Source organism: Micromonospora sp. LH3U1, assembly GCF_028475105.1.
In the GTDB taxonomy this organism is placed as follows: domain Bacteria; phylum Actinomycetota; class Actinomycetes; order Mycobacteriales; family Micromonosporaceae; genus Micromonospora.
Genome location: NZ_CP116936.1, coordinates 5,534,826 through 5,559,067 on the forward strand (window position 1 = coordinate 5,534,826; position 24,242 = coordinate 5,559,067).

At 68.3% G+C, this 24,242-nt stretch carries 20 protein-coding genes; 9 read left to right on the top strand and 11 right to left on the bottom strand.

Annotated features, from left to right (window positions below; genetic code table 11):
• Positions 1-86 precede the first annotated feature (86 nt).
• Positions 87-1,106, bottom strand: a complete 1,020-nt coding sequence (locus PCA76_RS25285) for an aldo/keto reductase (protein ID WP_272612927.1) — start codon at positions 1,104-1,106, stop codon at positions 87-89.
• 142 nt (positions 1,107-1,248) lie between these two features.
• Here PCA76_RS25285 and PCA76_RS25290 point away from each other — a divergent pair, with 142 nt between their 5' ends.
• The 4 genes from PCA76_RS25290 (at position 1,249) to PCA76_RS25305 (ending at position 3,958) form a co-directional block, all read left to right on the top strand.
• Entirely contained in the window at positions 1,249-1,833 is a 585-nt protein-coding gene (locus PCA76_RS25290) for a TetR/AcrR family transcriptional regulator (RefSeq protein WP_272612928.1), read from the top strand.
• Between the two features lie 165 nt (positions 1,834-1,998).
• Positions 1,999-2,196 (top strand): GNAT family N-acetyltransferase, encoded by a 198-nt coding sequence (locus PCA76_RS25295; RefSeq protein WP_272612929.1) that lies wholly within the window; start codon positions 1,999-2,001, stop codon positions 2,194-2,196.
• A gap of 9 nt (positions 2,197-2,205) precedes the next feature.
• Complete coding sequence (locus PCA76_RS25300; protein ID WP_272612930.1) at positions 2,206-2,685, top strand: hypothetical protein; 480 nt, start codon at positions 2,206-2,208, stop codon at positions 2,683-2,685.
• A gap of 76 nt (positions 2,686-2,761) precedes the next feature.
• The gene (locus PCA76_RS25305; protein WP_272612931.1) at positions 2,762-3,958 is read left to right on the top strand and encodes an MFS transporter; all 1,197 of its coding nucleotides are present in this window, start codon (positions 2,762-2,764) and stop codon (positions 3,956-3,958) included.
• A gap of 11 nt (positions 3,959-3,969) precedes the next feature.
• Here PCA76_RS25305 and PCA76_RS25310 read toward each other — a convergent pair whose 3' ends face one another.
• Positions 3,970-4,563 (bottom strand): HD domain-containing protein, encoded by a 594-nt coding sequence (locus PCA76_RS25310; RefSeq protein WP_442930160.1) that lies wholly within the window; start codon positions 4,561-4,563, stop codon positions 3,970-3,972.
• 150 nt (positions 4,564-4,713) lie between these two features.
• Between PCA76_RS25310 and PCA76_RS25315 the strand changes: the two genes are divergently transcribed.
• The 4 genes from PCA76_RS25315 to PCA76_RS25330 all read left to right on the top strand — a co-directional run bounded on the left by PCA76_RS25315 (position 4,714) and on the right by PCA76_RS25330 (position 8,347).
• Complete coding sequence (locus PCA76_RS25315; protein WP_272612933.1) at positions 4,714-5,277, top strand: hypothetical protein; 564 nt, start codon at positions 4,714-4,716, stop codon at positions 5,275-5,277.
• 63 nt (positions 5,278-5,340) lie between these two features.
• Positions 5,341-6,102, top strand: a complete 762-nt coding sequence (locus PCA76_RS25320; protein WP_272612934.1) for a hypothetical protein — start codon at positions 5,341-5,343, stop codon at positions 6,100-6,102.
• A 33-nt stretch (positions 6,103-6,135) separates the two neighbouring features.
• The gene (gene sigJ / locus PCA76_RS25325; RefSeq protein WP_272612935.1) at positions 6,136-7,080 is read left to right on the top strand and encodes an RNA polymerase sigma factor SigJ; all 945 of its coding nucleotides are present in this window, start codon (positions 6,136-6,138) and stop codon (positions 7,078-7,080) included.
• A gap of 82 nt (positions 7,081-7,162) precedes the next feature.
• On the top strand, positions 7,163-8,347 hold the full coding sequence (locus PCA76_RS25330; protein ID WP_272612936.1) for an NAD(P)/FAD-dependent oxidoreductase: 1,185 nt from the start codon (positions 7,163-7,165) through the stop codon (positions 8,345-8,347).
• 212 nt (positions 8,348-8,559) lie between these two features.
• Here PCA76_RS25330 and PCA76_RS25335 read toward each other — a convergent pair whose 3' ends face one another.
• The 9 genes from PCA76_RS25335 to PCA76_RS25375 form a co-directional block, all read right to left on the bottom strand.
• The gene (locus tag PCA76_RS25335) at positions 8,560-9,444 is read right to left on the bottom strand and encodes a hypothetical protein (protein ID WP_272612937.1); all 885 of its coding nucleotides are present in this window, start codon (positions 9,442-9,444) and stop codon (positions 8,560-8,562) included.
• Positions 9,445-9,487: 43 nt separating this feature from the next.
• A complete protein-coding gene (locus PCA76_RS25340; RefSeq protein WP_272612938.1) occupies positions 9,488-10,207 on the bottom strand; it encodes a hypothetical protein in 720 nt (239 codons plus the stop codon).
• 92 nt (positions 10,208-10,299) lie between these two features.
• Positions 10,300-13,071, bottom strand: a complete 2,772-nt coding sequence (locus tag PCA76_RS25345) for an AfsR/SARP family transcriptional regulator (protein WP_272619608.1) — start codon at positions 13,069-13,071, stop codon at positions 10,300-10,302.
• A gap of 126 nt (positions 13,072-13,197) precedes the next feature.
• On the bottom strand, positions 13,198-13,449 hold the full coding sequence (locus tag PCA76_RS25350) for a hypothetical protein (RefSeq protein WP_272612939.1): 252 nt from the start codon (positions 13,447-13,449) through the stop codon (positions 13,198-13,200).
• A gap of 120 nt (positions 13,450-13,569) precedes the next feature.
• Positions 13,570-15,396: a hypothetical protein gene (locus tag PCA76_RS25355; protein ID WP_272612940.1), complete on the bottom strand. Its 1,827-nt coding sequence runs from the start codon at positions 15,394-15,396 to the stop codon at positions 13,570-13,572.
• A 203-nt stretch (positions 15,397-15,599) separates the two neighbouring features.
• Complete coding sequence (locus PCA76_RS25360) at positions 15,600-16,445, bottom strand: hypothetical protein (protein ID WP_272612941.1); 846 nt, start codon at positions 16,443-16,445, stop codon at positions 15,600-15,602.
• Positions 16,445-20,503, bottom strand: a complete 4,059-nt coding sequence (locus PCA76_RS25365) for an AAA domain-containing protein (RefSeq protein ID WP_272612942.1) — start codon at positions 20,501-20,503, stop codon at positions 16,445-16,447. Before PCA76_RS25365 ends, PCA76_RS25360 begins: the two co-directional genes overlap by 1 nt.
• Before the next feature lie 1,098 nt (positions 20,504-21,601).
• Positions 21,602-21,781 (bottom strand): DUF397 domain-containing protein, encoded by a 180-nt coding sequence (locus tag PCA76_RS25370; protein ID WP_272612943.1) that lies wholly within the window; start codon positions 21,779-21,781, stop codon positions 21,602-21,604.
• Positions 21,771-22,619 (bottom strand): helix-turn-helix domain-containing protein, encoded by an 849-nt coding sequence (locus PCA76_RS25375; RefSeq protein ID WP_272612944.1) that lies wholly within the window; start codon positions 22,617-22,619, stop codon positions 21,771-21,773. The genes PCA76_RS25370 and PCA76_RS25375 overlap by 11 nt, the downstream gene beginning before the upstream one ends.
• 356 nt (positions 22,620-22,975) lie before the next feature.
• Between PCA76_RS25375 and PCA76_RS25380 the strand changes: the two genes are divergently transcribed.
• On the top strand, positions 22,976-24,205 hold the full coding sequence (locus tag PCA76_RS25380) for a helix-turn-helix domain-containing protein (protein ID WP_272612945.1): 1,230 nt from the start codon (positions 22,976-22,978) through the stop codon (positions 24,203-24,205).
• The last annotated feature ends 37 nt before the right edge of the window (positions 24,206-24,242 follow it).

Consider the following 24,242-nt stretch of genomic DNA (forward strand, 5'->3'; position numbering starts at 1 on the left):
CTGATATCGCGCTATCCCCAGCACCCGCACACCCCGATATCAGCAATACCGAGTCGATCACCACTGCCCGGGCGCGACACCTCGACTCAGCGACGTCGGCGTGCCGCGTCGAGCAGAGCGGGCGGGGTGTCGAACTTCTCGTGTGCGGCAAGGTCGACGCCGGGTGCGACGATCGCATCGATCGCGTCGAGTACGTCGGCGGTGAGCACGGTGTCCGCGGCGGCGAGCTGGGTGTGCAGGTGGTCCATGGTGCGGGGGCCGATGATCGCGCTGGTCACGGCGGGGTGCGCGGTGACGAACCCCAGCGCGAGCTGGATCATGGTGAGGCCGGCCTCGTCGGCGACAGTGGCCAGTCGCTCGACAGCATCGAGCCTGGCCCGGTTGGCCGGGATGGTGGTGTCGAAGCGCTCGGGCAGGATCGCCGAGCGGCTGGTGGTGATCTCCCGGCCCGCGCGGACCGCGCCGGACAGCCAACCCGAGGCCAGCGGGCTCCACGCGAGGACGCCGAGGCCGTACTGCTCGGTCACGGGCAGGACGTGGGCCTCGATCCCGCGCTGGAGGATCGAGTAGCTGGGCTGCTCCGTGACGTAGCGGCTGAGGTGGTGCTCCCGCGCGGCCCACTCGGCCTGCACAAGGCGGTACGCGGGGAAGGTCGACGCGCCGAAGTAGCGGATCTTCCCCGCTCGCTGCAGATCGGTCAGCGCCGACAGGGTCTCCTCGTCGCTGGTGGTCGGGTCCCAACGGTGGATCTGGTAGAGGTCGACATGGTCGACGCCGAGGCGGCGAAGGCTGTTGTCCAACTCCGTGACCAGCCAGCGGCGCGAGCTACCCCGATGAGCGCGCTCGTCGCCCATGGGCATGCCCGCCTTCGTGGCCAGCACGACGTCGTCGCGGCGGCCGGCGATGGCCTTGCCGACCATTTCTTCCGACTCGCCCTGGCTGTACATGTCGGCGGTGTCGATCAGATTGATCCCGCCCTCCAACGCGGCGTCGACGATCGCCGTCACCTCATCCTGGGTGGTGCGCCCGAGCTTGCCGAAGTTCATCGCGCCGAGTACGAGTGTGCTGACCTGTACGCCGGTGCGACCCAAGGTGCGGTATTGCATGACTGTTCCTCCAGGAGACGGACGCGTGGTTTGGCTCTGGCCACCTGCTCTGACATCCTGAGCAAGTGGAACCATGTTCCGCTAACAACCATACGGAACATGGTTCCGTTTTGCCAACCTGAGTGATGGAGGTAGCGGCGCAGTGGTCGACAGCGACAGCGGACCAGGGCAGCCGGCCCCGCGGAAGCGGGCTGACGCCCGGCGCAACGAGGCGACACTGCTGGACGCCGCCGCCTCGACTTTCATCACCTCCGGCGTGGACGCGCCCGTGCGCGACATCGCCGCCAGGGCCGGCGTCGGTGTCGGGACGATCTACCGCCACTTCCCGACGCGCGCCGACCTCATCGTCGCCGTCTACCGACACCAGGTCGAGGCGTGCGCGGAGGCCGGCCCGGCACTGCTGGCCACCAGCGACACACCGCACGCCGCCCTGGCGCAATGGATCAACCTCTTCGTGGACTTCCTGGTCACCAAGCACGGCCTCGCCGAGGCGCTACAGTCCGACAACGCCGCCTTCGAGACGCTGCACGCCTACTTCCTGGACCGCCTCGTCCCCGCGTGCGCCCAACTGCTCGACGCCGCTGCCGCGGCGGGTGAGATTCGGGCCGACGTGACTGCCTTCGAGTTGCTGCGCGGCGTCGGCAACCTCTGCATCGGCGCGGCCGAACCCCGCTACGACGCGCGCCGCCTGGTCGGACTCCTCGTCGCCGGGCTGCGCTTCCGCTAGAGCCAACGCCATTCAGCTAGGGCGGCGAGGGGCGCTCCCAAGGGCCGGGTCAATCAGACGCGGAGATCTCGGCACGCCACGCCGATCTTGTAGTTTCGGTCGCCTAAATGTGCGAAATGTCCCCTACGTCGAGGCAGTAAGTGCAAGATCGCGGAAGGGCAGACCGTGCTGCGTGGGCTGCTGGAGCAGTGCGACCGCGATGGCACCCTGATCCGGCTGAACGTGTTGCAGGGCAGTCCGGCGCGGCGGTTGTACGAGCGGCACGGATTCACGCTTGAGACCGAGGATCCGGTCGACGTGTTCATGGTGCGCGAGCCGGCCCCCCAGCCGGAGCGCCCCGAGACAGGCGTGACGTCAATGTAATGTTGACACGTGACGTCGGAGCTGGCTCAGTTGGCGGACGTTCGCGCCGCCCGCGCCCGGCTGGACGAGCGGGAGCTGGAGCTCATCGACCGGGCGCGCCACGAAGGCGCGACGTGGGCGCAGATCGCGACGGCGCTGGGCCTCGGCAGCCGGCAGGCCGCGGAGCAGCGCCGGCAGCGCCTGGTGACGGCGCGATGGTCGCGACGACAGCACCTCGATCTCGACTTCGCACCGAGGATTGCGGCGCTGCGGACCGCCGTCGCCGACCTCGGGCGGTGGATCGCCGCGGACCGACGATGGGACAAGCGGTTTCGTCGAGCGGCGCTGGTGCGGAGCACGGTGCAGGCGGCACTGGATGCCGCCCCGGGCTCGCTGTACGCGTTGGCCCTGCATCTCGCCACCGATCTCGCCGAAGCGGGCGAGCGGCTGCCGGCGCCCGTCCGCGCCACCGCAGCGAAGATCCGCACTGCATTGTCAATCGATGATTGACAGGCATGCAGCAGCATTGCCTGCACCAGGCGCAAGCTTGAGGATATGAGTCAACCCGACTCAATCTGGAGAGCTCATGCGTCGCAACGCCGGACTGTTCGTGGCGATCTCACTGCTGTCCGGCTTCGGCGGCAGCGCCATGTCCCTGGTGGCTGGCATCTGGATCCTGGACCTCACCGGTTCCACCGGCCTCGCGGCACTCGCCGGGCTCTGCGTGTACACGCCGGTCCTCGCCGGTCCGTGGCTGGGCGGCCTGCTCGACCGGGCGCCCCGCCGCCCCCTGGTCATCGCCGTCAACCTCATGTTGGCCGCCACCCTGCTGGCACTCTTCGCGGTACGGGGTCCGGGGCAGACCTGGCTCATCTTCGCCGTCTCCGGTGCCTACGGCGTCAGCTACGTGCTGATCGACGCCGGCGAGACGGCGCTGCTGCCGTCCGCGTTGTCGCCGACGGAACTCGGCGACGTCAACGGGTGGCGCTCAAGCGCGCAGGAGGGCATGAAGCTCGTCGCTCCCCTGGCCGGGGCGGGCCTCTACGCATGGCGTGGCGGCCACGCGGTCGTCGTCCTCAGCGCGGCCATGCCGGTCCTGGTCGCCATTCTGTACGCGGCGGTGCGTCTGAACCGGACGCCACCCGACCAGCCGACACAGCGGCGCGGCGGCCTGCGTACCGCAATGTCTGTCGTGTTTGAACAGCGAGTGACGGGTGTGCCGATCGTGCTCGCGGCCGTGTCGATTGCCATGTCCGGTTTCACGACTGCGGCGATCTACGCGATCGTCGTCACGGACCTGCGCCTACCGACGACGTTTCTGGGTGTGCTGGCCAGCGCGCAGGGGGCCGGTTCCATCGTCGGTGGCCTGATCGTGGGCCGGCTCATCGCCCGACAGGGTCCCGTTGCTGTCGGCGTCGCCGGGACGGTGCTGTTCGCGGTCGGCTGCCTGGCACGTTGCCTGCCGTGGGTGCCGGCCACGGTGGTCGGCGCGGTGGTCGCCGGCGTCGGCCTGCCCTGGACCCTGGTCGCGGCGGTAACCGCTGTGCAGACGCACACACCGGCGGCGCTGCTGGGCCGGGTCTCCGCGACGGCCAACACCGCGATGTTCGGACCTCTCGTGCTGGCGATCCCCGTCGGCTCCGCGGCTGTCCACCTCGGCGCCCGCCCACCGCTCATCGCCGCGGCCGTGATCTGCCTGACGGCCGTGGCCGCTGTGTCCCGTCGCCCGCTGACACTCAGGAACGCCCACCGGACGGCAGGACGGGGTCCAGCGACCCGCTGAAGAGTTAACCGTCACTTGTCGCGTACCGGATGGGTTGCCTGGAACGCGAGCCTGCGGTCCGCGTCGGCGGCGATCCGGTCGAGGATGTCGTCCAGGTCCAGAAACACCGACCACCGCTCGCGGCCGGTGGCGTCGGCAAGGCAGTCCACGAGCAGCCCTTCCAGGTCGGTGACCCGCTTCCCCTTCCACACCTTGTCGGCCACGCTGACCAGCAGGTCGTCGACGCCGATGCCGTCCTGCTGCCAGGACGCGTGATTCCGCGCGAACCGGGCCAGCGATTCGACGACACCGTGCCGTAGCAGCAGGTCGTAGCCGGCGGGCTCGTGTGCGGAGCCGGGACCGGACAGCTCCTCCGGATGCCGGACCTTGCCGATGTCGTGGGTGGCGGCGCCGAAGAGCACCGCCTCGCGATTGAACGGGAGCTGCGGGAACCGATCCGCCATCGCCTCGGTGAGCTGCGCGGCGACGTCGTGCACGGCCCGCAGGTGCGCGGCCAGGCGCGGCGGCGCCTGCAGAGTCTCCAGCAGGGCCACGACCTGGTCAGGGAGGGGCCGTAGCGGCGGGTCTCCCGACGCGGTGAGGGCGCGGCGCAGGGGGTCGGACATCACCGCAGCAAGGGTACGACCACTCCGCCCTCGACAACTACTGGTCATCGAGTAATCAGCCGACGGTCGGTACGGGCAGGCAGCGCTGCGCTGTAGCGTGCGCCTCATGACGTTGACGCCGCTGTGCGTCCCTGCGCAGGGCTCTCTGTGATGCGCCGTCGCCGGCTCCTGGTCGCCGCGACTCTGGCTGTCGCACTGTGCGCCGGGTACCTGTCGACCACCACCCGCCATCGCCTCGACCACGGCAACTCGTGGTGGCACGGGGCCGACGCGAAGTCCCGTACCGAGGGGCCGACGACGGAGGTGCGATTCGCCTTCGATCCCGGCCGGCAGATCACGTTCGGCGCGACCATCCACAATCCCGGTCCGTGGCCGGTCACGCTCACCGGCATCGCGGTCGATGACGGTCCAGTGGACCAGCACATATTCACGATCGCACGCCTGGCGGTCAATCATGCCGACGAGGCCACCGCCGCCCTGTTCGACCCGGGTAGCGCGACACCGTTCCGGTCGACCACAGTGCCGGCGGGCACGGAGCTGCCGGTCTTCGTCACGATCACGATCCCGGACGTGGAGATGGCCCCCGATGGTGGGCTGTTCTTCGATGACCTCGCGGTCGACTACGCGGTGCTCGGACTGCCTCGTCACCAACGGGTACCGATGGGCTTCCGGCTGCTGGTCCACTCCGCGAGTGGCTATGTTCCCGTGAACTGAACCAGAATCGCCAGCTGGTTCGCTCGCGCTACGCTCCCCCGCACCACGAAAAGGGGTCCTTCGGTGAGACATCGACTACGGCAGGTCGCGATGGTGCTGCTCGGCGCAGTGCTGGTCGGCACGGTCGGCCTGAGCCTCGGCTCCTGGTACGGCGGCCGCGGCACAGCGCCGTTCGACACCGACCGAGCGCAGAGCATGGCGGCAGAGCTGTTCCCCGGCACCGAACCAACCGAGTCGAACATCGGCCGTAGCTACCTGTACGGCTTCCTGGCCCCCGACGACTTCGGCTCAGCGTTCGCGGTGTTCTACTACCGCGACACCGCCGACTGCGCGCACGTCGAATCGGTACGACGCAACGCCACGTCGCTGGGGTGGCAGGGCGGTCACCGGGTATCGGGCACGCCATGCGATGGCTGGCGGGCCGAGCGGGACGGGCTGACGGCCACGCTCACCCAGGGCGACCGCAGGGCGATACTGAGCTTCGCGCCAACTGCGCCCGACGGATACGTCGCCATCACGGTCGCTGCCACCGTCCTTGGTGCGGCGGTTGGTGCGGCGCTGTTCTGGCTGGTGGGACGGCAACGTCCACCCGTACCCAGGTTGGTTGGCACGCTGGTGACGATCGTTCTCCTTCCGGGCGTCGCCCTCACCTGGCGTGGCCTGATCCTGGATGGGTTGGCTGAGCCGGTGTGGCCGGTCTGGCGGGCCCTCGCTCCCCTGCTGGTGCCGCTGTCGCTCGTGCTGCTGCTGGTGGTGGGGCTGCTCATCCACGTGGGTCGACGGGACCCGAGCCGGGTTTCCCCACCGAGCACGAGTCGACTCTGAACCGTTCGCCGTTCGCGTGGATACTGTCGAACCATGCCGCTCAGTCCGGACGACGTCGAGCTGTTCGAGCACTCCAGGGCTCGCCTGGAGGCGATCGCCTATCGCCTGCTGGGCTCGGCGAGCGACGCTGAGGACGCCGTCCAGGACGCGTTCCTGCGCTGGCAGGCCGCCGACCGGGAGCGCGTCGAGACGCCCGAGGCGTGGCTGACGAAGGTGCTCACCAACCTGTGCCTCAACCAGTTGACCTCCGCACGGGCCCGGCGGGAGACCTATGTGGGCACGTGGCTGCCCGAGCCGATCCTCGCCGGAGACCGGATGCTCGGCCCGGTCGACACCGTCGAGCAGCGCGAATCGGTCTCGATAGCGGTACTCACCCTCATGGAGCGGCTGTCGGCCAAGGAGCGGGTGGTGTACGTGCTGCGGGAAGCCTTCGGCTACTCGCACGGTGAGATCGCGGAGATCCTCGGCGTCACCGAGTCGAGCTGCCAGCAGACCTACCGGCGCGCCAAACAGCATGTCGCCGGCGACCGTGCCCGCGCGGAGGTCGACGAGGCCGCCGCGCGGAGGATCGTCGCGGAGTTCCTGGCCGCCGCCACCAGCGGGGAGATCAACCGACTGGTCGAGTTGTTGAGCGACGACGTGACGAGCACCGGCGACGGCGGCGGCAAGATCCCGGCCCGGACCACGCCGGTCGTCGGCGCGCTGGCGGTGGCGAGGTTCCTGCGCGGCCTGTTCAAGCCGACCGACGTCAAGCGGAACGTCGCGGGCGGCAGCCCCGCCTTCTACGCCGAAGTCGTCAACGGCGGCCCTGCCGTGGTTGTCGTGATCGGCGGCCAGGTCTTCGGCGTCATGTCCCTGGAGGTGACGGCGGAGGGTGTCACGGCCGTCCAGAGCCAGGTCAACCCCGACAAGCTCGTACGGGCCACGCGCCAGTGGGCCGCCTCCGACCATGGGGAACCCCTGCTCCATGCCTGGTGACCCAGGTCATAGCCCACTTCTGTCAGGAATCGCGTCGCTGTCCGGTTCAGGAAGCGACCACCACCGAGACAGGAGTGCCACCATGAAGCACCGCATCGTCGTCCTCGGGGCCGGATACGCCGGGACCATCGCCGCCGGGCGCCTCGCCAGGCGACTCCACCCGGGAGACACCGAGATCACCATCGTCAACGCCGACGCTGATTTCGTCGAGCGGGTCCGCATGCACCAGCTCGCGACCGGACAGGACCTCCAGCGCCGAACGCTGAGCGACGTCTACGCGGGCACGGGAGTGCAGCTACGACTGGCACGGGTCACCGCCGTCGACACCGACCGCAGGGCCGTCGCGCTCGTCGACGAGCAGGGCACCGACGAGATCGCGTACGACACGCTCGTCTACGCCCTCGGCAGCACGTCCGCGGACCACGGCGTCCCCGGCGCCGTCGAGCACGCGTACGACATGGCAGGCAGGCCCTCGGCGCTTCGGTTGCGCGACCGCCTCGACCAGCTCGCGGCCGGCGGGACCGTGCTCGTCGGCGGCGGCGGCCTCACCGGCCTCGAAGCGGTCACCGAGATCGCCGAGGCCCGGCCGGACCTCGACGTCGCGATCGCCACCCGCGGCGGCCTCGGCGACTGGCTCAACGAGAAGGCGCAGCAGCACCTGCGCGGCGTCTGCGACCGGCTCGGCATCACCGTCCACGAGCACGCCGACATCGTGCGGGTCGAGGCGACCGGTGCGGTCACCGCCGACGACCGGGAGATCCCGGCCCAGGTGACGGTCTGGACGACCGGCTTCGCCGTCCACCCGATCGCCGCCGCCACGACCCTGGCGGTCGCGGAGACCGGGCAGATCATCGTCGACGCCACGATGCGCTCGGTCTCACACCCCGAGGTGTACGCGGTGGGCGACGCCGCACTCGCCGAGGGGCCGGGCGGCAAGCCACTGCGGATGTCCTGCGCCTCGGGGGTCCCGATGGCCTGGCAGGCCGCCGACGCCATCGCCGGGCGCCTGACCGGTCGGAAGATCCCCAAGGCCTCGCTGCGCTACTACAACCAGTGCATCAGCCTCGGCCGCCGCGACGGCATCATCCAGTACGTGACCGCCGACGACCGGGCCAAGCCGTCCCTGCTCACCGGGAAGCTGGCGGCCCGCTACAAGGAGGTCGTCTGCAGGGGCGCGGCCTGGGGGATCTCCCACCCGACGCTGTACCCGGTCCGCCGCCACCGCATCGGCGCGAACCGAACGAAGAGCCTCGCGGCCGCTTCCTGACGAAGCGCGCGCCAACCCTAGGCTGTCGCAATGGCATCGGAGCATGCAGTGATCGATCCTGCCGCCGGCCTGATGCCCTCGTTCCCGTCGCGCATCCCGTCCGCGATGAGGTCGTTGATGCGGGCTTGGGATGGTCCGCCGAAAGCGTGGAATCCCGCTCCGCGTCGACCGGGGAGGTCGCTGCGGAGCGGGATCGTCAGCGGCCTAACCGGCTAGAACCCGCCCCATTGTTGGGCCGAGCATTTCCAGGTCTTCCCGCCATTCTGCGAGACGCAGAACACGAGGATCTTGCCGAGGATCGGAAGGTTGAGGGTGAAGAGGTGGCCCTTGGTCTTCGCGTACACAACGGCGGACTTCTCGGCGATGTCGGCCAGCGCCCACCCGGGGTCCGGTCCGTCCAGGGTCGCCACCCGGCGCAGCGACTCGATGTCCTTGCCGTCGAGGAGCATCTTGATCTCTTCCGCCGAGGGTTCGCCGTCGCCGATCAGCGTCTCCACGGTGTACGGGCCGCCGACGGCGACACCATTGGCCTTCTCGAAGGCAGCCTTCGTCCCGCCCACCGTGGTGTCGCCAGCGAGGGTGAGGGTGAAGATCTGGTCCGGGTTTCGACGCGACAGGATGCATTCCCAGACGGATTTGCCCCCGGCGATGCACATGGTCAGGCACCAATCCCGGCCGTCGGGGGTGGACGAGGCGAAGAGCAGGGACGTCGCTGTCCCGCTGTCACCTCTGCCGTCGTACACCCCGTCGGCGAGGTCGGCCATGGTCGTGCCGAGGACGTCCCGGTTGCCCGGAATCGTGCCGACGACCTTGACACCGTCGACCTCTTTACCGGTGGCGAGCGCTTCGAGTTGGTCGCCGGTGAGGTTCCGCCCGCCGGTGTCGACGGCCAGCACCTTGTCCAGGTCGCCGACGGGCCGGCCGGTCAGGTCCTCGAACCGTTGAAGCATCGTCCCCGGAGCACCGGAATGGTCGGTGATCGTCGTCCGGGCCTCACCGTCGGCGGCCTGCGACGGGGCGTACGAAGCTGTCAGCCCGACGATCAGGGCGGTCGTGACGATGGTGGCGCGCCTGGTGATGTCCCGCAGAGCTGTCATCCTGTCCTCATCTCGGTGGTCGGTGTCGGCGGGGTCGGACGGGCTACCAACGACACGTGACCACGTCGCCCACGTCGTTTGGGGACCCCAGGTCGCAGTGGTCGTCGATCCACTCACCGATGTCGCCGATCGTGTCCACGATCCAGGCGAACACCGACTTGATCGCGCCCCAGAGGCTGAAGTAGACGACGGTCGACTCGGGTGTGCCGCCGGCCTCGTCGATGACGTCGTTCGTCGACATGGCGGCGTTCGGCTTCTCAATGATGTCCAGCACCCGTACGCCGGTGTTGTCCTTGCCGGCCAGCAGCGCCTCGACCTGCTCCGGGGTCCGCTCCTTGCCGTCGTCAACCGCCACGATCGCGCGGTCGATCAGCACCTCTCGGCTGCCGCTGACGGCCTGGGCGATGCCGGCGATCTCGCCCACCGTCAGGTCGTTGCCGAGCGCGGGGCCGGTGAACCGCCGGACCGACACGGCGCCGGCCGGGTTGATCTGGACCTCGTCGGCCGTGATCATGTCGTCCGCTCCGAAGGGCTCCCAGGCGAACGTCCACTGCCCGGCGACACAGCGGAACTGGCCGTGCACCCGGCCCTCAGGCTCGGTCTCGGTATGGACGATCCCACCGCGGTCGTCGACGTACTGGACCACACAGTCGGTGCCTTTTTTCGGCGGCTTGTCGGTCTGGGCCACGGCAGCGGAGGACATGGCCAGCACCGTCCCGCTGACCACCCCGATCACCGCGAGGCGGCGTGCCAAGCGACTCATCGAACGCTCCATTCCTAGCGAAGGAAACTGGTGCCCGAAGAGTGGCGGGCCGCGCTGAAGCGGCCCGGAAACCGCGCTGAAAGCGGGGTGCGTCAGCGGAGTCGAGTGGCGTCGAGCTGTTCGAGGTCGGAGCGGATCGAGTCGGCGTCGGCATCGCCGAGCTCGTCGAGGATCGTCAGGGCTCGGCACCACGCGGCGCGGGTGGCACCGAGGTCGGCGAGGGCCCGGTGGCTGCCGCCGAGATTGACGTACGTACTCGCTTCGGCGTACCGGTCGTTGACCTGGGTGAAGAGTTCGAGTGCGTGCTCATAGCAGGCGATCGCGCGCCGGTCGTCTCCGAGCTGGTGATGGGCGTGGCCGAGGCTGTCCCACGTATCGGCCTGTCCCTGGACGTCGTCCACCTCCTGGAGCATTCTCAGCGCCTCGCCGCACGATTCGAGGGCACGGTGGTAGTTGCCGAGCAGCGCTTCCTGCCAACCGACCGCGTTGAGGGTGTACCCCTGCCCGGCCTGGTTTCCAGTTCGCCGGAACAGGCTCAGTGCCCGCCGAGAGTGGTGGAGCGCCTGCTGGTGCTGGCCCTGCCGCTCCGCCAGCTGACCAAGGTTCAGGCAGGTGTGTGCCCGCCCGGCGTCGTCGCCAACGTCAGTGAACAGGTCGAGCGCGCGCCGCAGGTGGTCGTCGGCCTCGTCGTACCGGCGGAGTCGGGAGCAGGCGAGACCGAGACTGCGGTGCGCGTGTGCCTGCCCCGCCTGATCCCCGATGTAGGAGGCGGCGGCCAGAGCGATGCGTTGCGTGCCGAGCCAGTCCTGCCAGTGCCCTTGCCGGTGCAGGAAGCCGGCCATGGTCCAGGCGAGTTGCCAGGCGTGGCCCTCGAACCCGGACCGGGCCGCAAGCGGCACCGCGGCGAGCAGGACGGGGACCTCGGCGGCGAACCACGCCGCGGCGGCGGACCGGCTCTTGGGGCTTTCAGGCGTCACGCCCGCCCGGGGTGGCGAGAGGCTGATCTCGCTGAAGTGCGGGTGCAGTGCGAGGTCGGCGGCGTGTGCGGTGTGCAGGCAGTGGTCGAGCAGCCGGTGGACGGCGGCACGGCGGTCGGCCGGTGACTCAGCCTCGTCGGCGAGGCTGACGGCGTACGCGCGCAGCAGGTCGTGGAACGCGTAGCGCCCGTACGCGTGCTCGGTGAAGAGGTTCGCCCGGGTCAACTCGGAGAGCAGAGGATTGATCGTTTGCGGGGCGACGCCGGCCAGGCTGGCCACGGCCGGGGCGGAGACGTCCGGGCCGGGATGCAGGCTCAGCAGCCGGAACAGCTGGACCGCGGGTGGGCTGAGTGTCCGGCACGACCAGGAGAATACCGCCCGGACGTCGGTGGCCTCGTCGCCTCCGTGGAAGGCGTCCAGATCGCTCAGCTCACCGGCGACCGCGGCCAACGAGAAGTGCCGGTTGGTGGCGGCTCTGGCCGCGACGATGGCCAGGGCGATGGGCAGCCGCGCGCACCGGTCGGCGATGTCGTCGGCTGCGGCGGGCTCGGCGGCGACCTGGCGCGCCCCGAGCCGGCGGACCAGCATGTCGCGGGCTTCGTCAGGGCTCAGCAGGTCGAGGATCACCGGCTGGGCGCTTTCGGTGACGACCAGCGGGATGAGTGGGTCGCGGCTGGTGACGATCGCGAGGCAGTCGGGTGAGCCGGGCAGCAGTGGCCGGACCTGTTCCGCGTCGCGCGCGTTGTCCAGCACCACCAGCAGACGCTTGCCGGCCACCGCCGTGCGGTACAGGCTCACCATCATGTCGGGTTCGCTCGGCATCCGTGCCGCCGGAACGCCGAGCGCTTCCAGGAACCCGTGCAGCGCGCGCGCCGGTTCGGTCGGTGTGGCCGCCGGGTCGAAGCCGCGCAGGTTGACGTAGAGCTGCCCGTCGGGGAAGCGCTCGGCGGCGCGGTGCGCCCAATGCACGGCAAGCGCGGTCTTGCCGACTCCCGCGGTGCCGGAGACCACCACGGCACCGCCCCGGTCGACGAGCGCGTCAAGGGCGACGAGTTCCGCGACGCGCCCGGTAAACGTCGGTACGGAGGGAGGTAGCTGCGCCGCCACCGCCACCTGTGCCGCCGCAGCCGGGGCGGGCGCGGCGATCGCGGTGTCCTGGCGCAGGATGGCGCTTTCTAGATCCCGTAGCCGCGGACTGGGGTCGATGCCGAGGTTTTCACGAAGGGTGTCGCGCAGCCGCCGGTACGTGGCGACCGCTTCGCCCTGTCGGCCGTCGCGGTACAGGGCAAGCATCAGCTGTGCGTGCAGGTGCTCGTCGAAGGGGTGCTGCCGGACGAGCCGTTCCAACCCGGGGATGAGCCGAGAGTGCTCGCCGACGGACAGCCGGGCCTCGGCGAGCGCTCGGTCGACCTCCAACCGCAGGCGTGCCAGGTGTTCCGCCTGCTCCTCAAGCCAGGCAGACCCGGCCACGTCGGCCAGCGGCGGTCCACGCCACAGTGCCACCGCAGCCGTCAGATGATCCACCTGCTCGGTCCGGTCCGCCGACCGTCGGGCCAGTTCGAGGAGGCGCTCGACGGCCTGCACATCCGTGGACTCCGGCCCGGTGTTGAGCACATAACCGGGCTGGCGCGCCACGATCGAGCCGGGCTCGCCGAGCACCCCCCGTAGATAGGAGACGTGGCGCTGCAACGTGTTGGCCGCGGTGGCCGGTGGACGCTCGCCCCAGACCACATCAATGAGCCGGTCGACGCTGACCACCCGGCCCGCATGCAGCGCCAACGTCGCCAGCACCGCCTTGCGGCGCTGGCCGTTCACCGCCTGCGGACTGTCGGCGACAACCACCTCCACCGGTCCGAGCAGCCTGACGCGTACGCCCGTGCCAACCATCGAAATCACCGAATCAGGCTAAATCTCCAGCCCAGCAGGCTCGGTCTGTTCGTCGCGCAATGGACACGAGCCACGGCCAGCCCGGGTGACGGTGGACGTGGCAGGGACCCGCCGTCGTCGGCGTCGTCAGCCGGTGTACTTGCCGTTGCGGGTGTCCCCGACGTGCCGTCGGTAGCGGTGCACCGAACCCTCCTTGACCGCCTGCCAGTGGAAGGGCGCCACCTCGTAGTCATGGTGCTTGTAGTAATCACCGAACGACTTGTAGTAGATCCGGTGCCGGGCGTACCCGCCACAGCCGGCGAGGTAGCTGTAACTGCTGACATCAAGTTGCCCGCTCCGGTGGCCTATGCGCCTGGCAGCAGAGACGCCTCTCGACATCTCTCAACGCTTCCCCACCGTCCGTCGACCTCTTGCGGACTGGTGCAGACCGTTGACGGTCAGGAGGCGGCCGTGTGCCGAGCTGCGCTGGGGGCTCGATCCACTGTCACATCGGCACCGTCAGTTGGTCTGTCCGGTCGGTAGGTGCCGGCCGATGTAACCGACGTAGATGCAACCGCTCTGCGCCGTGTCATCGTGGTAGTGCATCCGAGGGCTGATCATCGCGAACTGAGCGATCTTGAAGTGCGCTCCCATGAAGATCTTGCCCACCTGCGCGACGGTAGTTGGCACGGGGAGCACACGCCGCTTCCGGAACGTCGTGTTGGTCCGGACCTCCTCGCTCTCGTCGCGGGCGTGCCGTCGCGTCGGCCACTCGTGGCAGCCATCCGGCGTGTGTTCAAGGAAGCCGTGCACGTCCCGGTCCCAGCGCCCGTCCGCCTTCGCGGCCGCGTAGTCCTGAAGCACCAACAACGCATCCCATGTCCTTGATGCCCAGGTCCCTAGCGGGTCTCTGCTGTCGAGATATTCAGCGTGGTCAGGATCGCCGGTGAACGCGACGTGCTCGAGCTTCGGCAGCCAACGGAGCAACTCGCCGAAGCTGTCCGGCCGGGCGACGTCTTCTTCGGCTGGCTGGGCCGTCCAGGCCACCTCGGCTTGCCCCATTGAGGTCAGCCGGCCGCGTAGCGTCCTTACGGTCTCCTCGGACCGGATCAGGAGGTCGACGTTGTCCCGGTTCTCGAGCTGCTCATCGTCCAGCTGCCATTTGACGTCGCGATGCGCCTTCTGCGTCTCATCGAGTTCGGTCTGAAGCTGCGCCAGTCGGGACGCGATGTCTTCCTGTGCCTCCTGCGAGGATCTGCCAACCTCGATCCAACGCACGATCTCGTCGACCCGGTCGACGGTCAGATCATCAATCCCTACCTTGACCTTCAGGTAGTCGAGCAACATGCCCTGCTGCACGTTGATGTCGTCCTGGCGATGATCACTCATCGGTACCTCGGCAGCCGTTGCCCGGGGTTGCGACGGTACGAGCGATGCCGGCTTCAGGCCCACATCGCCGAGCCGGTTGACCAACATGTCGTCGGCGATACGTTCCAGCATTCGATGTACCCGCGCCACCGATGCGTGCAACGGCTGTTCGAGAGCCTGAAGCTGGGCGTTGGAGGCGAGGACTCGTGCGAGCCGGGCCTGTTCGCCGTCGTCGGCGATCCGTTCGGCGCTCAGGACCCGGTGCCGTAGTCCGTCGACGACCGAGTCCGGCTGAACCTGCGAGCGATAGGTACGTAGCCGGCCGGGCAATACAACGTGGGCCTGGCCGAGCCGGTCGTTGAGCAACTGCGTGGCCTCGCCATCGAGCACGTAGCAAGAGGCCACGCCCGTGGTGAACCGGGTCAACGTCGCGATCCGGTTCGTCCACGGGACTGACGGCAGCGAGTCGTCGTTGCCTGCGACGAAGACGACACCTCGCCGGTCCGTGTCGATGAGCGCTCGGTAGACCTCGGCGACTTCGTCGCCGCGGATGACGATTGGCCGCGTCGTGAGGCGGGCGGCACCGTCCCAGGCGTCGATGATCTCGAGAGTCGGGGCAAGAAAGCGGGGGGTGCCGGCGCGGCGTGGGCGGCTGCGCGGGTCCTCACTATCGGGGTCGGGAGACTCGATGTCGACCCAGGCCCACGCCGCACGCTCCCTCGCGTTAGGCACATGTACGGTCAGCTGGGTGATCCACCGGCCGTCCGGCTTCGTCTCGACGATCCGTACGCGGGCTGACGTCGAGCCATCCTGTCCTTGGTGCTGCAGGAGAAGCGCCCTGACGTTGTCGCCGATGGTGGCCCACCGGTTTCCCTGGAGCGCGGACGGATCCCAGCCCTTGGGGTCCGCGATCCACCGGTCGAGTTGTTCTCGTACCAGCGGTAGCAGACGGTTCCGTTCGTGATGGGTCGTAAACACCGACCTGAATCCGAGCACTTGTGCCGTCCCGAGGGGTTTCGGCGAGGGGCGCAGCCGGAGGCCTCGCCGTACTCGCTCGATGCGGCCCTCGGCCCCTACTCGAGCACCTGATTCGGAGGTGGTGGTAGCGGAGGGGGTCGAGGGCGGCATCTGGACAAGGAGGGGTCGAACCGCTTGCTGATTGGCCTTGGTGGAGGCTGCGATCAGGGCGCGGATTCCAGGTCGTTGAGAAGAGCGTGTACAGGCGCCCAACACATCCGCACCGTGTCCAGGTCGGGCACGAGCCCGTATTCGATCTGGTGCCGGGGGTGGACGAAGTTGCGGTAGTCCCGCACCTTTTCCATAAAGTCCTTGGCGTCGGTCTGGACCCACTTCTGCTGATGTGCGTATTCGAGCAGGAGTTGCAGGCCGGCGCGTTCGGCCGGGATCCTCCGACCGTTACGGCCTGCGAGTCCATTGCTGCGGACGTTCTCGTCGCGGCCGGTCACCACGACGTGCAGCAGCCCTTCAACGAAACTACCGATTCCGATGATCGCCAGAGCGTAAGCACCGTTGTTCTGGCAGATCGATGCCTCGTCGGCGCGGGCCATGAGGATCTCGATATCAGCGGCCTTGCTGTTCGCGGTGAGTCGTCGCACTCGCTCGTGAAGGTCGGGCGGTGGCCCATACAGGGGCGTGTCGCCGGATTGGCTGAGCTGGCCGAGCACCGGGCGCCCACCGACATACGTGATGGTGAGCTGCTCGGGAGCCAGGATGCGATTCAGCTCCTGCGCGATTGGCTCTGCGGCTTCGACACCGCCGTCGTACTCGAGCGGATCACAGATGCGGCACAGCAACCGGTTGAGCGCGGCGGCGTCGTCGTCGACGTTGGAGATCAGCACCTCGATGAGCCAGGGCACTCGCGGCGAGCCGTCGTACTGCGGATTGCCAGGCCACCGGACCCGGTGCAAGAACCGCTCGACCTGTGATCCGGTCCGCTCGTACGGACCGTCGACGTCGCAGATCAGGCGAGCCACTCGTTCCAGAGTGAGCAGGTCGAGGGCGAGCATCAATACACCTCCCGGTCGGCGCGCTGCTGCGCGATGTCGAGTGCTTCGGTCAGACGTTGGAGGATGATCGAGCCCCGCTTGCGGAACCCGAGTTCAGTCATGGCTTCCTGCAGGCGCTCATCCCGGTCGCGCTGAAGCTGGTCGCTCACCAGCCAGGTGCAGATTCGCACCAGTTGGTCCCGCGTGTAATCGGTGATCTTGAGTCCGATCGGTACCTGAGGGCGTGGGCCACGACGCGACGCCGGGGGCGACGGTCGCTGGTTGACTCGCGGCGGAGCCGTTGGCGCGGGCGGAGCCTTCGTGGCGCGGTCAGCACGATCGACCGCCTGCTTCCATCTCGCCACGAGCCGGGCCGTCTGGCCTGCTGGGTCGACGTACCAGTCAGTCGACCAGATCCGGTGAAACTCCCATCCGAGCCGTTCCAGGTGCTGCTGACGCAGCCGATCACGATCCCGGGCGCTATGTGCTTCGTGGTACGAGTGTCCGTCGGTTTCGACGGCGAGCACCATGCGGCCGGGTTGATCCGGGTGAGCGAGTGCCAGGTCGATGCGGTAACCGGAGACGCCCCACTGCGGCACCGCGTTGATGCCCTCTTGCTGAATTGCCCTCAGCACGCTGCGTTCGAGGCCGTTGAGGTCGACCCCGGTGTGCTGTCGCCCGCCGACGTCGCCGCCGAGATCGACGAACTCCAGGTAGCGGCGGAGCAGCTCCGGCCCACGGTTCCTCGTCGCTGCGGTCTGGTTTGGGTCCATGTCGTGGTGCGAAAAGGCGCTGACGACAGTCATCCGACGCCGCGCGCGGGTGACCGCGACGTTGAGACGCCGTTCGCCGCCATCCTGATTGAGTGGTCCGAAACGAAGCGGAAGGCGGCCATCTTGGGTCTTGGCGTAGCCGATGCTCAGAATGATGGCGTCCCGCTCATCGCCCTGGACGTTCTCCAGGCTCTTGATGAAGAAGCGCTGACTCGCTGCCTGGTCCTGCGAGAAGAAGTCGTCGAGGTGCTCCTGCTCGCGGCGGCGGCTGCGGAGCGTTCCCTCGATGCGCAGAGCATGTTTCTGCCCCATGGTGATGACGCCGAGGCTCTCGTTCGGTCGCTGCTCGGCGTGCTCGAGGATGAGCTCGACAGCCCGGTTGACTTCTTCAGTCGAGGAGCCGCTCTGCCCGGGAGAGACGCGACCGTCCACCGTCTCCAGGCGCAGCGGGCTGTCGACCTGCACGCCGGGGAATGTCACGAGCGATCGGTCGTAGATCTCGATGTTTGAGAACGCGATCAGCCGCTCATCGCGACTGCGGTAGTGCCAGGTCAAGCGGTACCGGTCCGAGAGCATGCCGCTGAGGACGTCAAGAACAGACTCGTAGTCCTCAAGGCTCTCGTCGCCAGGATCCTCGTCCTCACCTGTTGGGGTCTGCTGGACGAGGCGTCGGAAGAACGGTGTGGGCGGGAGTTGCTTGGGGTCACCAGCCACCACGAGTTGCGCGCCTCGCATGATCGAGGCGACCGCGTCGTGCGGCTCGATCTGACTCGCCTCGTCGAAGACAACCACGTCGAATGATTGCGTGGCCGGCAGGATCCGGCTGACCACGAGTGGCGACATGGCCCAGCACGGAAACGCAGCGAGTAGCACCTCCGGGGCGCTGCCGAGCAGCTTCCGCAGGGGCAGGTGTCCCCGCTTCTTGGCGGCCTCCCGCCGGACGAGGTCATTCTGGTCGGGATGCGCATCCCGGGTCTTGCGTAGGTTCACGGCCACGTTGCGTCGGACGCGGCGGGCTGCCATCTCGATGTGCCGGCTGTCCGCGGCACGGTAGTCCTCGACCACCGCACCGTGCTGCTGTCCCACGAACTGACCGAGGTACGGGACCCGCATGCGCATCTCGTCGAGGACCACCTGCAACCAGGCACGCAGTAAGGTATCGGCTGCTTCATCGCTCTGGACGTGCCGCCTGGCCAGGTCATCGAGCAGGTGGGTCAAGCCCAGCGACCGAAAGATCTGCTGCTGCTTGTTCAGGTCGGGCATCAGAAACAGCGTTTCGCGGTCGGCATTCAACTCGGCGAGTGCGTTCGCCGCGATGGCGGTCGATCCACGGTCGAGACCGTCGATCCGGGCACATGCCGCCACTGCGGCGAGGTGGTTGCGCACCCGCGTGAAGGACGACATGCAGAGGTTGGCACCCGCCAGAGCGGTGGGTGCGCTGTCCTGACGGCTGAGCTTCCGCCAGCGCTCACGCTGGTCCACTGCGGCGAGCAGGCCCTCGTACATCTCGGATCGCTTCCGGGGAGCGGCTGGACAGGTCCGCCGCAGCTCACGGCGCAACTGAAACCGACGGAAGAGCCCGATCGGTTCGGGCCGACGGGGCCGGGAACGCCCTGGGGCCGTCGCGTAGACGTAGTCGTCCAGATCCGGGCCGAACACCTGCTCGCCGTAGCCGCCGATGGTGCGCTCGACTTCGCTGAGCAGGTCGAACAGGTTGGTCCAGGCGGCGAGGTCATCGGGTACGTCCAGCCCGGCCCCGTCGACCAACTCCCGGATCTGCCGCTGCGCACCCTGAAGGGCACCGGCCGCGAGTCCCTCCAGATGAACCAGCACCTTCCTGACGTCGTCCGGGGTGTGGATCGCGGCATTCGCCCATGGCGACTCCCTACGCCAAATCCGCAGGCCGCCACGATCCACGAACATCCGGAGGTCGTCCCGCGCGGACTCGATCACCGACCGATCGAGGTTTCGCAGCTCGGATGAGCGCAGGTTGTATCCACTCACGTCATACGAGGGTAGGGCGAGCATTTGCTCGATCACCTGGAAAGCGCTCATCCCCCAGGGCTGCCGCACCTCGTGCAGCTCGACTGGGTGCCGCTGTGCCGCAGCCCGCCGGCCGTGTAGTCGCCGATGCAGCTCGGTCGTTTCCACCGGCGGCTCGGCGCCGGCCTGAGCCAGGACGTTGGCGATGCGCTGTGCGACCTGACGCTTGTTGATTTTTCGCTCGTGCAGGTCGAACACCAGATTGTCGAGCCCGACATCGCCGAGGCGGTTCATAACCGCTTCGATTGCGGCCCGCTTCTCGGAGACGAACAGCACGCTGCGACCCATCGCGGCCATGTACGCGATGATGTTCGCGATCGTCTGGCTCTTTCCGGTGCCGGGCGGGCCCTCGATGACCACATTCCGACCGGATAGCACCGCGTCGATCGCCGCCTGCTGCGACGAGTCGGCGTCGTGGACCAAGAACTCCTTGGCCGGATCGATCCGGTCGGCGCTGGAGCTAGGCCCATGAGCTGGCTGGGTGCGCAACTGCTGCCGAGCGTCGCGGTCGCCCGCCATCGCACCGATCACCGAGTGCGATGCCAGCAGCTCGGCGGAGCTGCGCAGATCCTTCACCATCGCCAACTTGTCGAAACTGAAGACACCGGCGAGCACCGCAGGCTCGAGCCGAAGAGACAGGCCACTCGGCGCCACAGCTTTGGAGATGAGCTCGTAGGCGGCGCTCAACTGCTGGTCCGGGTCAACGATCTCGGTCAGCATCGCGTTCAGCTTGTCGCCGAGGGCGTTGACGTCTGCCTCCACGCCGTACTGCCGCTCCAGTGCGTACAGGAGGACGGGATTGATTTCGGGTGACTCGGACAGCTCCAGCGTGAAATCGCTCTCGGTCGCCGTCCGGGTGTCCAGCGCCAACTGCTGCAGGATCAGTGGCGCGCGCAGCGGTTGCATCGGAACGGACCCGCGGGTGTACGAGCCGACCATGCAGAGCAGACCGCGAGTCACCCACCCGGCCTGGATGCCCTGCTCCTCCTCCAGCTCGACAAGTTTCCGGCGAAGACTGCGGGCAGTGTTGCAGGCGGTGCTGTGGCGGTCTTGGTCCGGGAACAGTGTCCGCAGGCGAACCTTCTGGCCCCGAAGCAGCCCGGCGACCCCGTCGGCAGCCGCCTCTGCGAGATCGAGCGTGGTGGCTTGCCGCTCCTTGGAATAGAGCAGCGTATTGCGCGGGCCGAAGTCGATCAGTTGGTCTGCCCACCGGCCGGCGGCCTGCTGGACGAGGGTGAGCACATCCGGTTGGGTCAACAGCATCTCGTCTCCAAGTCAGTCGACGTACGGCAGTGCTGTTCCGCCGGGCCGTCGGCCCGAGGCAAAGCCCTCCAGGATAGGGCGCGTGAGGTCGGTCTATGGATCGGATTTCCGACAGCAGCGTCAACGGGACGACACCAGCCAGTAGCTTTCAGCTTCTTCTCGACGCCGCTGCGCTGTCGCATCAAGCAGGGTCACACGTCTTAGTGCTTCAGAGAGCCCCGATGCAAGTGGAGCCAACCCAAACACGTGGTAGCCGGGAGACGCCACGCCAGGCCGTCTGCGCGAAAAAGATCGAGTCACCGCCGATGATGGACAGAACCGCGATCAGGTATTGCTCTACGGGGCGTAGTGCAAAGGTCAGGGCGATCCAGTTGCATTGGATGCACAGCTTCCCCAAGGGCAGGCGCGTTAGCGAGGCGCAGCCATGCTGCCAGAAAGCTGCGAATGCTCGGGATGATTGCGGCCACACAGGCTTTCTGCGTGGCTAGTTCAACAGCTGCGTGTAAGCCGACGGCGACTCCTTGGTATGCGAGTGGCTCGGTTGATGCTTGCTGCTGGAATGCGCTAGGTCAGGAGCGTTGTCGGCTTGGCGACAGGCGTTTTGGCCGCTCGGCGCGCAGGATGCCACGGCAGCAGGCCCGGTCGAACCGGACAGTCTGGACGCCACAGCGGCAGGATTGAGTCAGCCGCCGAACGGGCCTGACCGGCATGCTCACCGCGCGGAAGGACCCAACCGAACCTCGCCCACCTGCGCATAAGGCCGAATGGTCGGAATATCGTCAAGGGGTCAATTCACAGTGAGAGCGACTCACATATGCCCCCACCCGCCGCGCGAGTCAGTCCGCGCGGCGTTCAAGCTGGACGCGTCCAATCGCGGAGTCGCACAGCTGCGCGATCCGCTGCTCGTCCACGTGTCGACGTCTTCCCAGTCGACTGTCTCGACCGCACCGGGAATGAGGCGGATCACGTCTGCTTCGGAGTCGACATAGATCCATCAACCAAGATCCGTCGGTCCGTGAAAAATTGTGGTGGAGGTCGGTTCGTCGCCGAGAACAAGCGTCTGCCCATCACCAACACTGCGCGGGCCGGGGCGGCGAGTCAGTGCGGCAGCTTGATGCTGCCGACGAACGCGTCCCAGGCGGCGATCTTGAAGCTCAGCATCCCGGCGTCGGGGGCCTTGGAGTCGCGGACGTCGACCGCGGCACCTCGTTCACGCACCTCCACGCACTGGCCGTTGTTGCCGGAGCGGCTCGACTTGCGCCAGGCGTTACGTTCCATGCGTACTCAGCTCCTTGATGAACTTGATCGACTCGGCGGGCGACCGCGCCAGCGTCTTCAGATTGTCGTACGCCGCCGACAGCCGCGCCAGGTCGCGGCTCGACTCAAGGAACAGCTCGCCGGCCAGGGTTTCGATGTAGCCCAATGGCGGCTCGTCCTGCTCGAAGCTGAGCAGGGCGAAGCCGCTGCTAATCGCCAGGTGGGCACCGGCTTCGAAGCGCAGCACCTGGATTGTCACGTTCGGCAGCCGGCTCAGCGTGACCAGGTGGTCGAGTTGCTCGCGCAGCACATCCGGGCCTCCGACCTCGGTGCGCAGTGATGCCTCGGAGAGGATGGCGTGCATCCGCAGCGGAGTCGGTTGCCGGCGCAGCACCTCCTGCCGGGTCATTCGGGCGGCAACCCGCTGGCCGATGGTCTCTGGGTCGGTCTCCCGGCCGATGACGTTGACCTCGCGGGCGTAGCTCTCGGTCTGCAGTAGACCGGGCACGAGCATCGGCTCGAAGTTCTTGAGCTCCACGGCCTCGGTCTCGTACGCGATGTAGGTGGCGTACTTGCCGCCGAGGCGCTGCCACCAGCCGTCCTCACGCAGACCGCGCGCCTGATCGAGCAGCGAGGTCCCCGGCTCCTCGTCAATCTTGACGCCGTACGCGACCAGCAGTTCCATGACGTCACCGACGCGAGGTCTGATCTCGCCCGACTCGATCCGACTGATCCGGGACGGTGAGCAGTCGACGATGTCGGCGGCTCCATCACCGGTCAGGCCCTTGGCTTCGCGGAGCTTGCGTAGCTCCCGGCCAAGTCTGCGGGAGCGCGGTGTCGCGGGCGTAAATCGAGGCATGTCGTGATTCTGCACCCACTCAGCGCTTCTACTTGCCTTGACTCACATGCTCGTGGTGTCGATCATGCGGAACTCCTTGCATTGCATCACATGATGCGCAACCCTGGCTACCGTCGGCCACGGAGCGTCACCGCAGCGTGCACGGCTGGCAGAGAGTCATGGGCGCGGCGACCCCCCGGCCTTCGGCTTCGTCAGAAAGCGAGCGTGCGCATGGTGTCCGAAGTCGTGTCGGTCGTGTTCGGCGGCTTGGTGCCGGGCTTCCTGTTCGGACTCCTCGCGTTCCGGGTCAAGTCCCGATGGTGTCCGAGCTGCGGGGCCAGCACTGAAGCCCTCCCACCGCCGACGGCGCGGAAGTGATGACCGGGCCTGGCCGGCGCAACGACAACGAGCCGCCGATCGGGCGGCGGATGGCGGAGCTGCGGATGCGTCGCGGAATGAGTCAGCAGGTCTTCGCCGACCGGATCCGCAAATCGAAGAGCTGGGTGGACAAAGTCGAGCGAGGGGTGCGTACCCTCGACCGACTCTCGGTGATCGAGACGGTCGCCGCAGCCCTCGGCGTCGCCCCAGACGTCCTGCTCGCGGGCAAGGTCGCGCGCGAGCCCGTCACCGACACCGGCGGCGACGTCGAACGCGTCCGAGCTGCGCTGGCCCGCCACGACATACCCGGCTCCGGCAACGACGGCCGGCCGGCGTCGTCGTTGGCTCAGCTCGACGACCAGGCGGGGTACGCGTGGGCGGCGTACCGTCACGGTCACCATCCCCGGGTGTTGCGACTGCTGCCCGACCTGCTCGATGCCAGCCGCCAGGTCTGCCACACGCAGACGGGAAACGCGTGCGCCGCCGCCCTGCTGGTGCGCGTGTACCGGCTCGCCGCCCAGGTGCTGGTCAAGGTCGGCGAGGCCGACCTGGCCTGGCTGGCCGCCGATCGGGCCATGAGCGCCGCCGCTGGCGACCCCTGGCGTGCCGGCCTCGCGACGATCTCTCTCGCGCAGGCACTGCGGGCTCTTTGCCAAGGCAGGTTGGCGATGACGGCGGCCGTCACGGCCGTGCACCAGCTCGACCTGGCACCGTCCCAGGTCTCCCGGCCGGACGGAACCGTCCTGACGGGAACCCTGCTGATCGAAGCCGCGCTCGCCGCCGCCGTTAGCGGAGACGCCAGCGCCGCGGGCGAACTCACCGAGCGCGTGGCTCACCTCGCCTGCGCTGACGGCGAGCGTCACCACGACGGCACCGCGTTCGGCCCCACCCCGGTCGACCTCGCCCGCGCCCTGGTCGCGATGTGGATCGGCGACCACCAACTGGCCGTTGTCATCCACCAACGGGCCACCAGCGGTAACGCCTGGCACCTACTGCCCGCCGAATACCGAGCCGCTCACCTGATCGACGTCACCCGCGCGCACCTCGACCTCGGCGACCCCCACGCCGCCGGCCGCGCCCTGGTCGCCGCCGACCGTATCGCCCCCATGGAGACGCGGATCCGCCCCGCCTCCCGGGCAGCACTCACCGCCGTGCTCCGCGCCGGCCCCACCGCAGCCGACGTGGCCCGCCTGGCCGCCACCATGGGACTGAGCGCAGCGTCACGCTGAACAGCCGCTACTCGGCACCGGATGAGTTCCGTCTCGT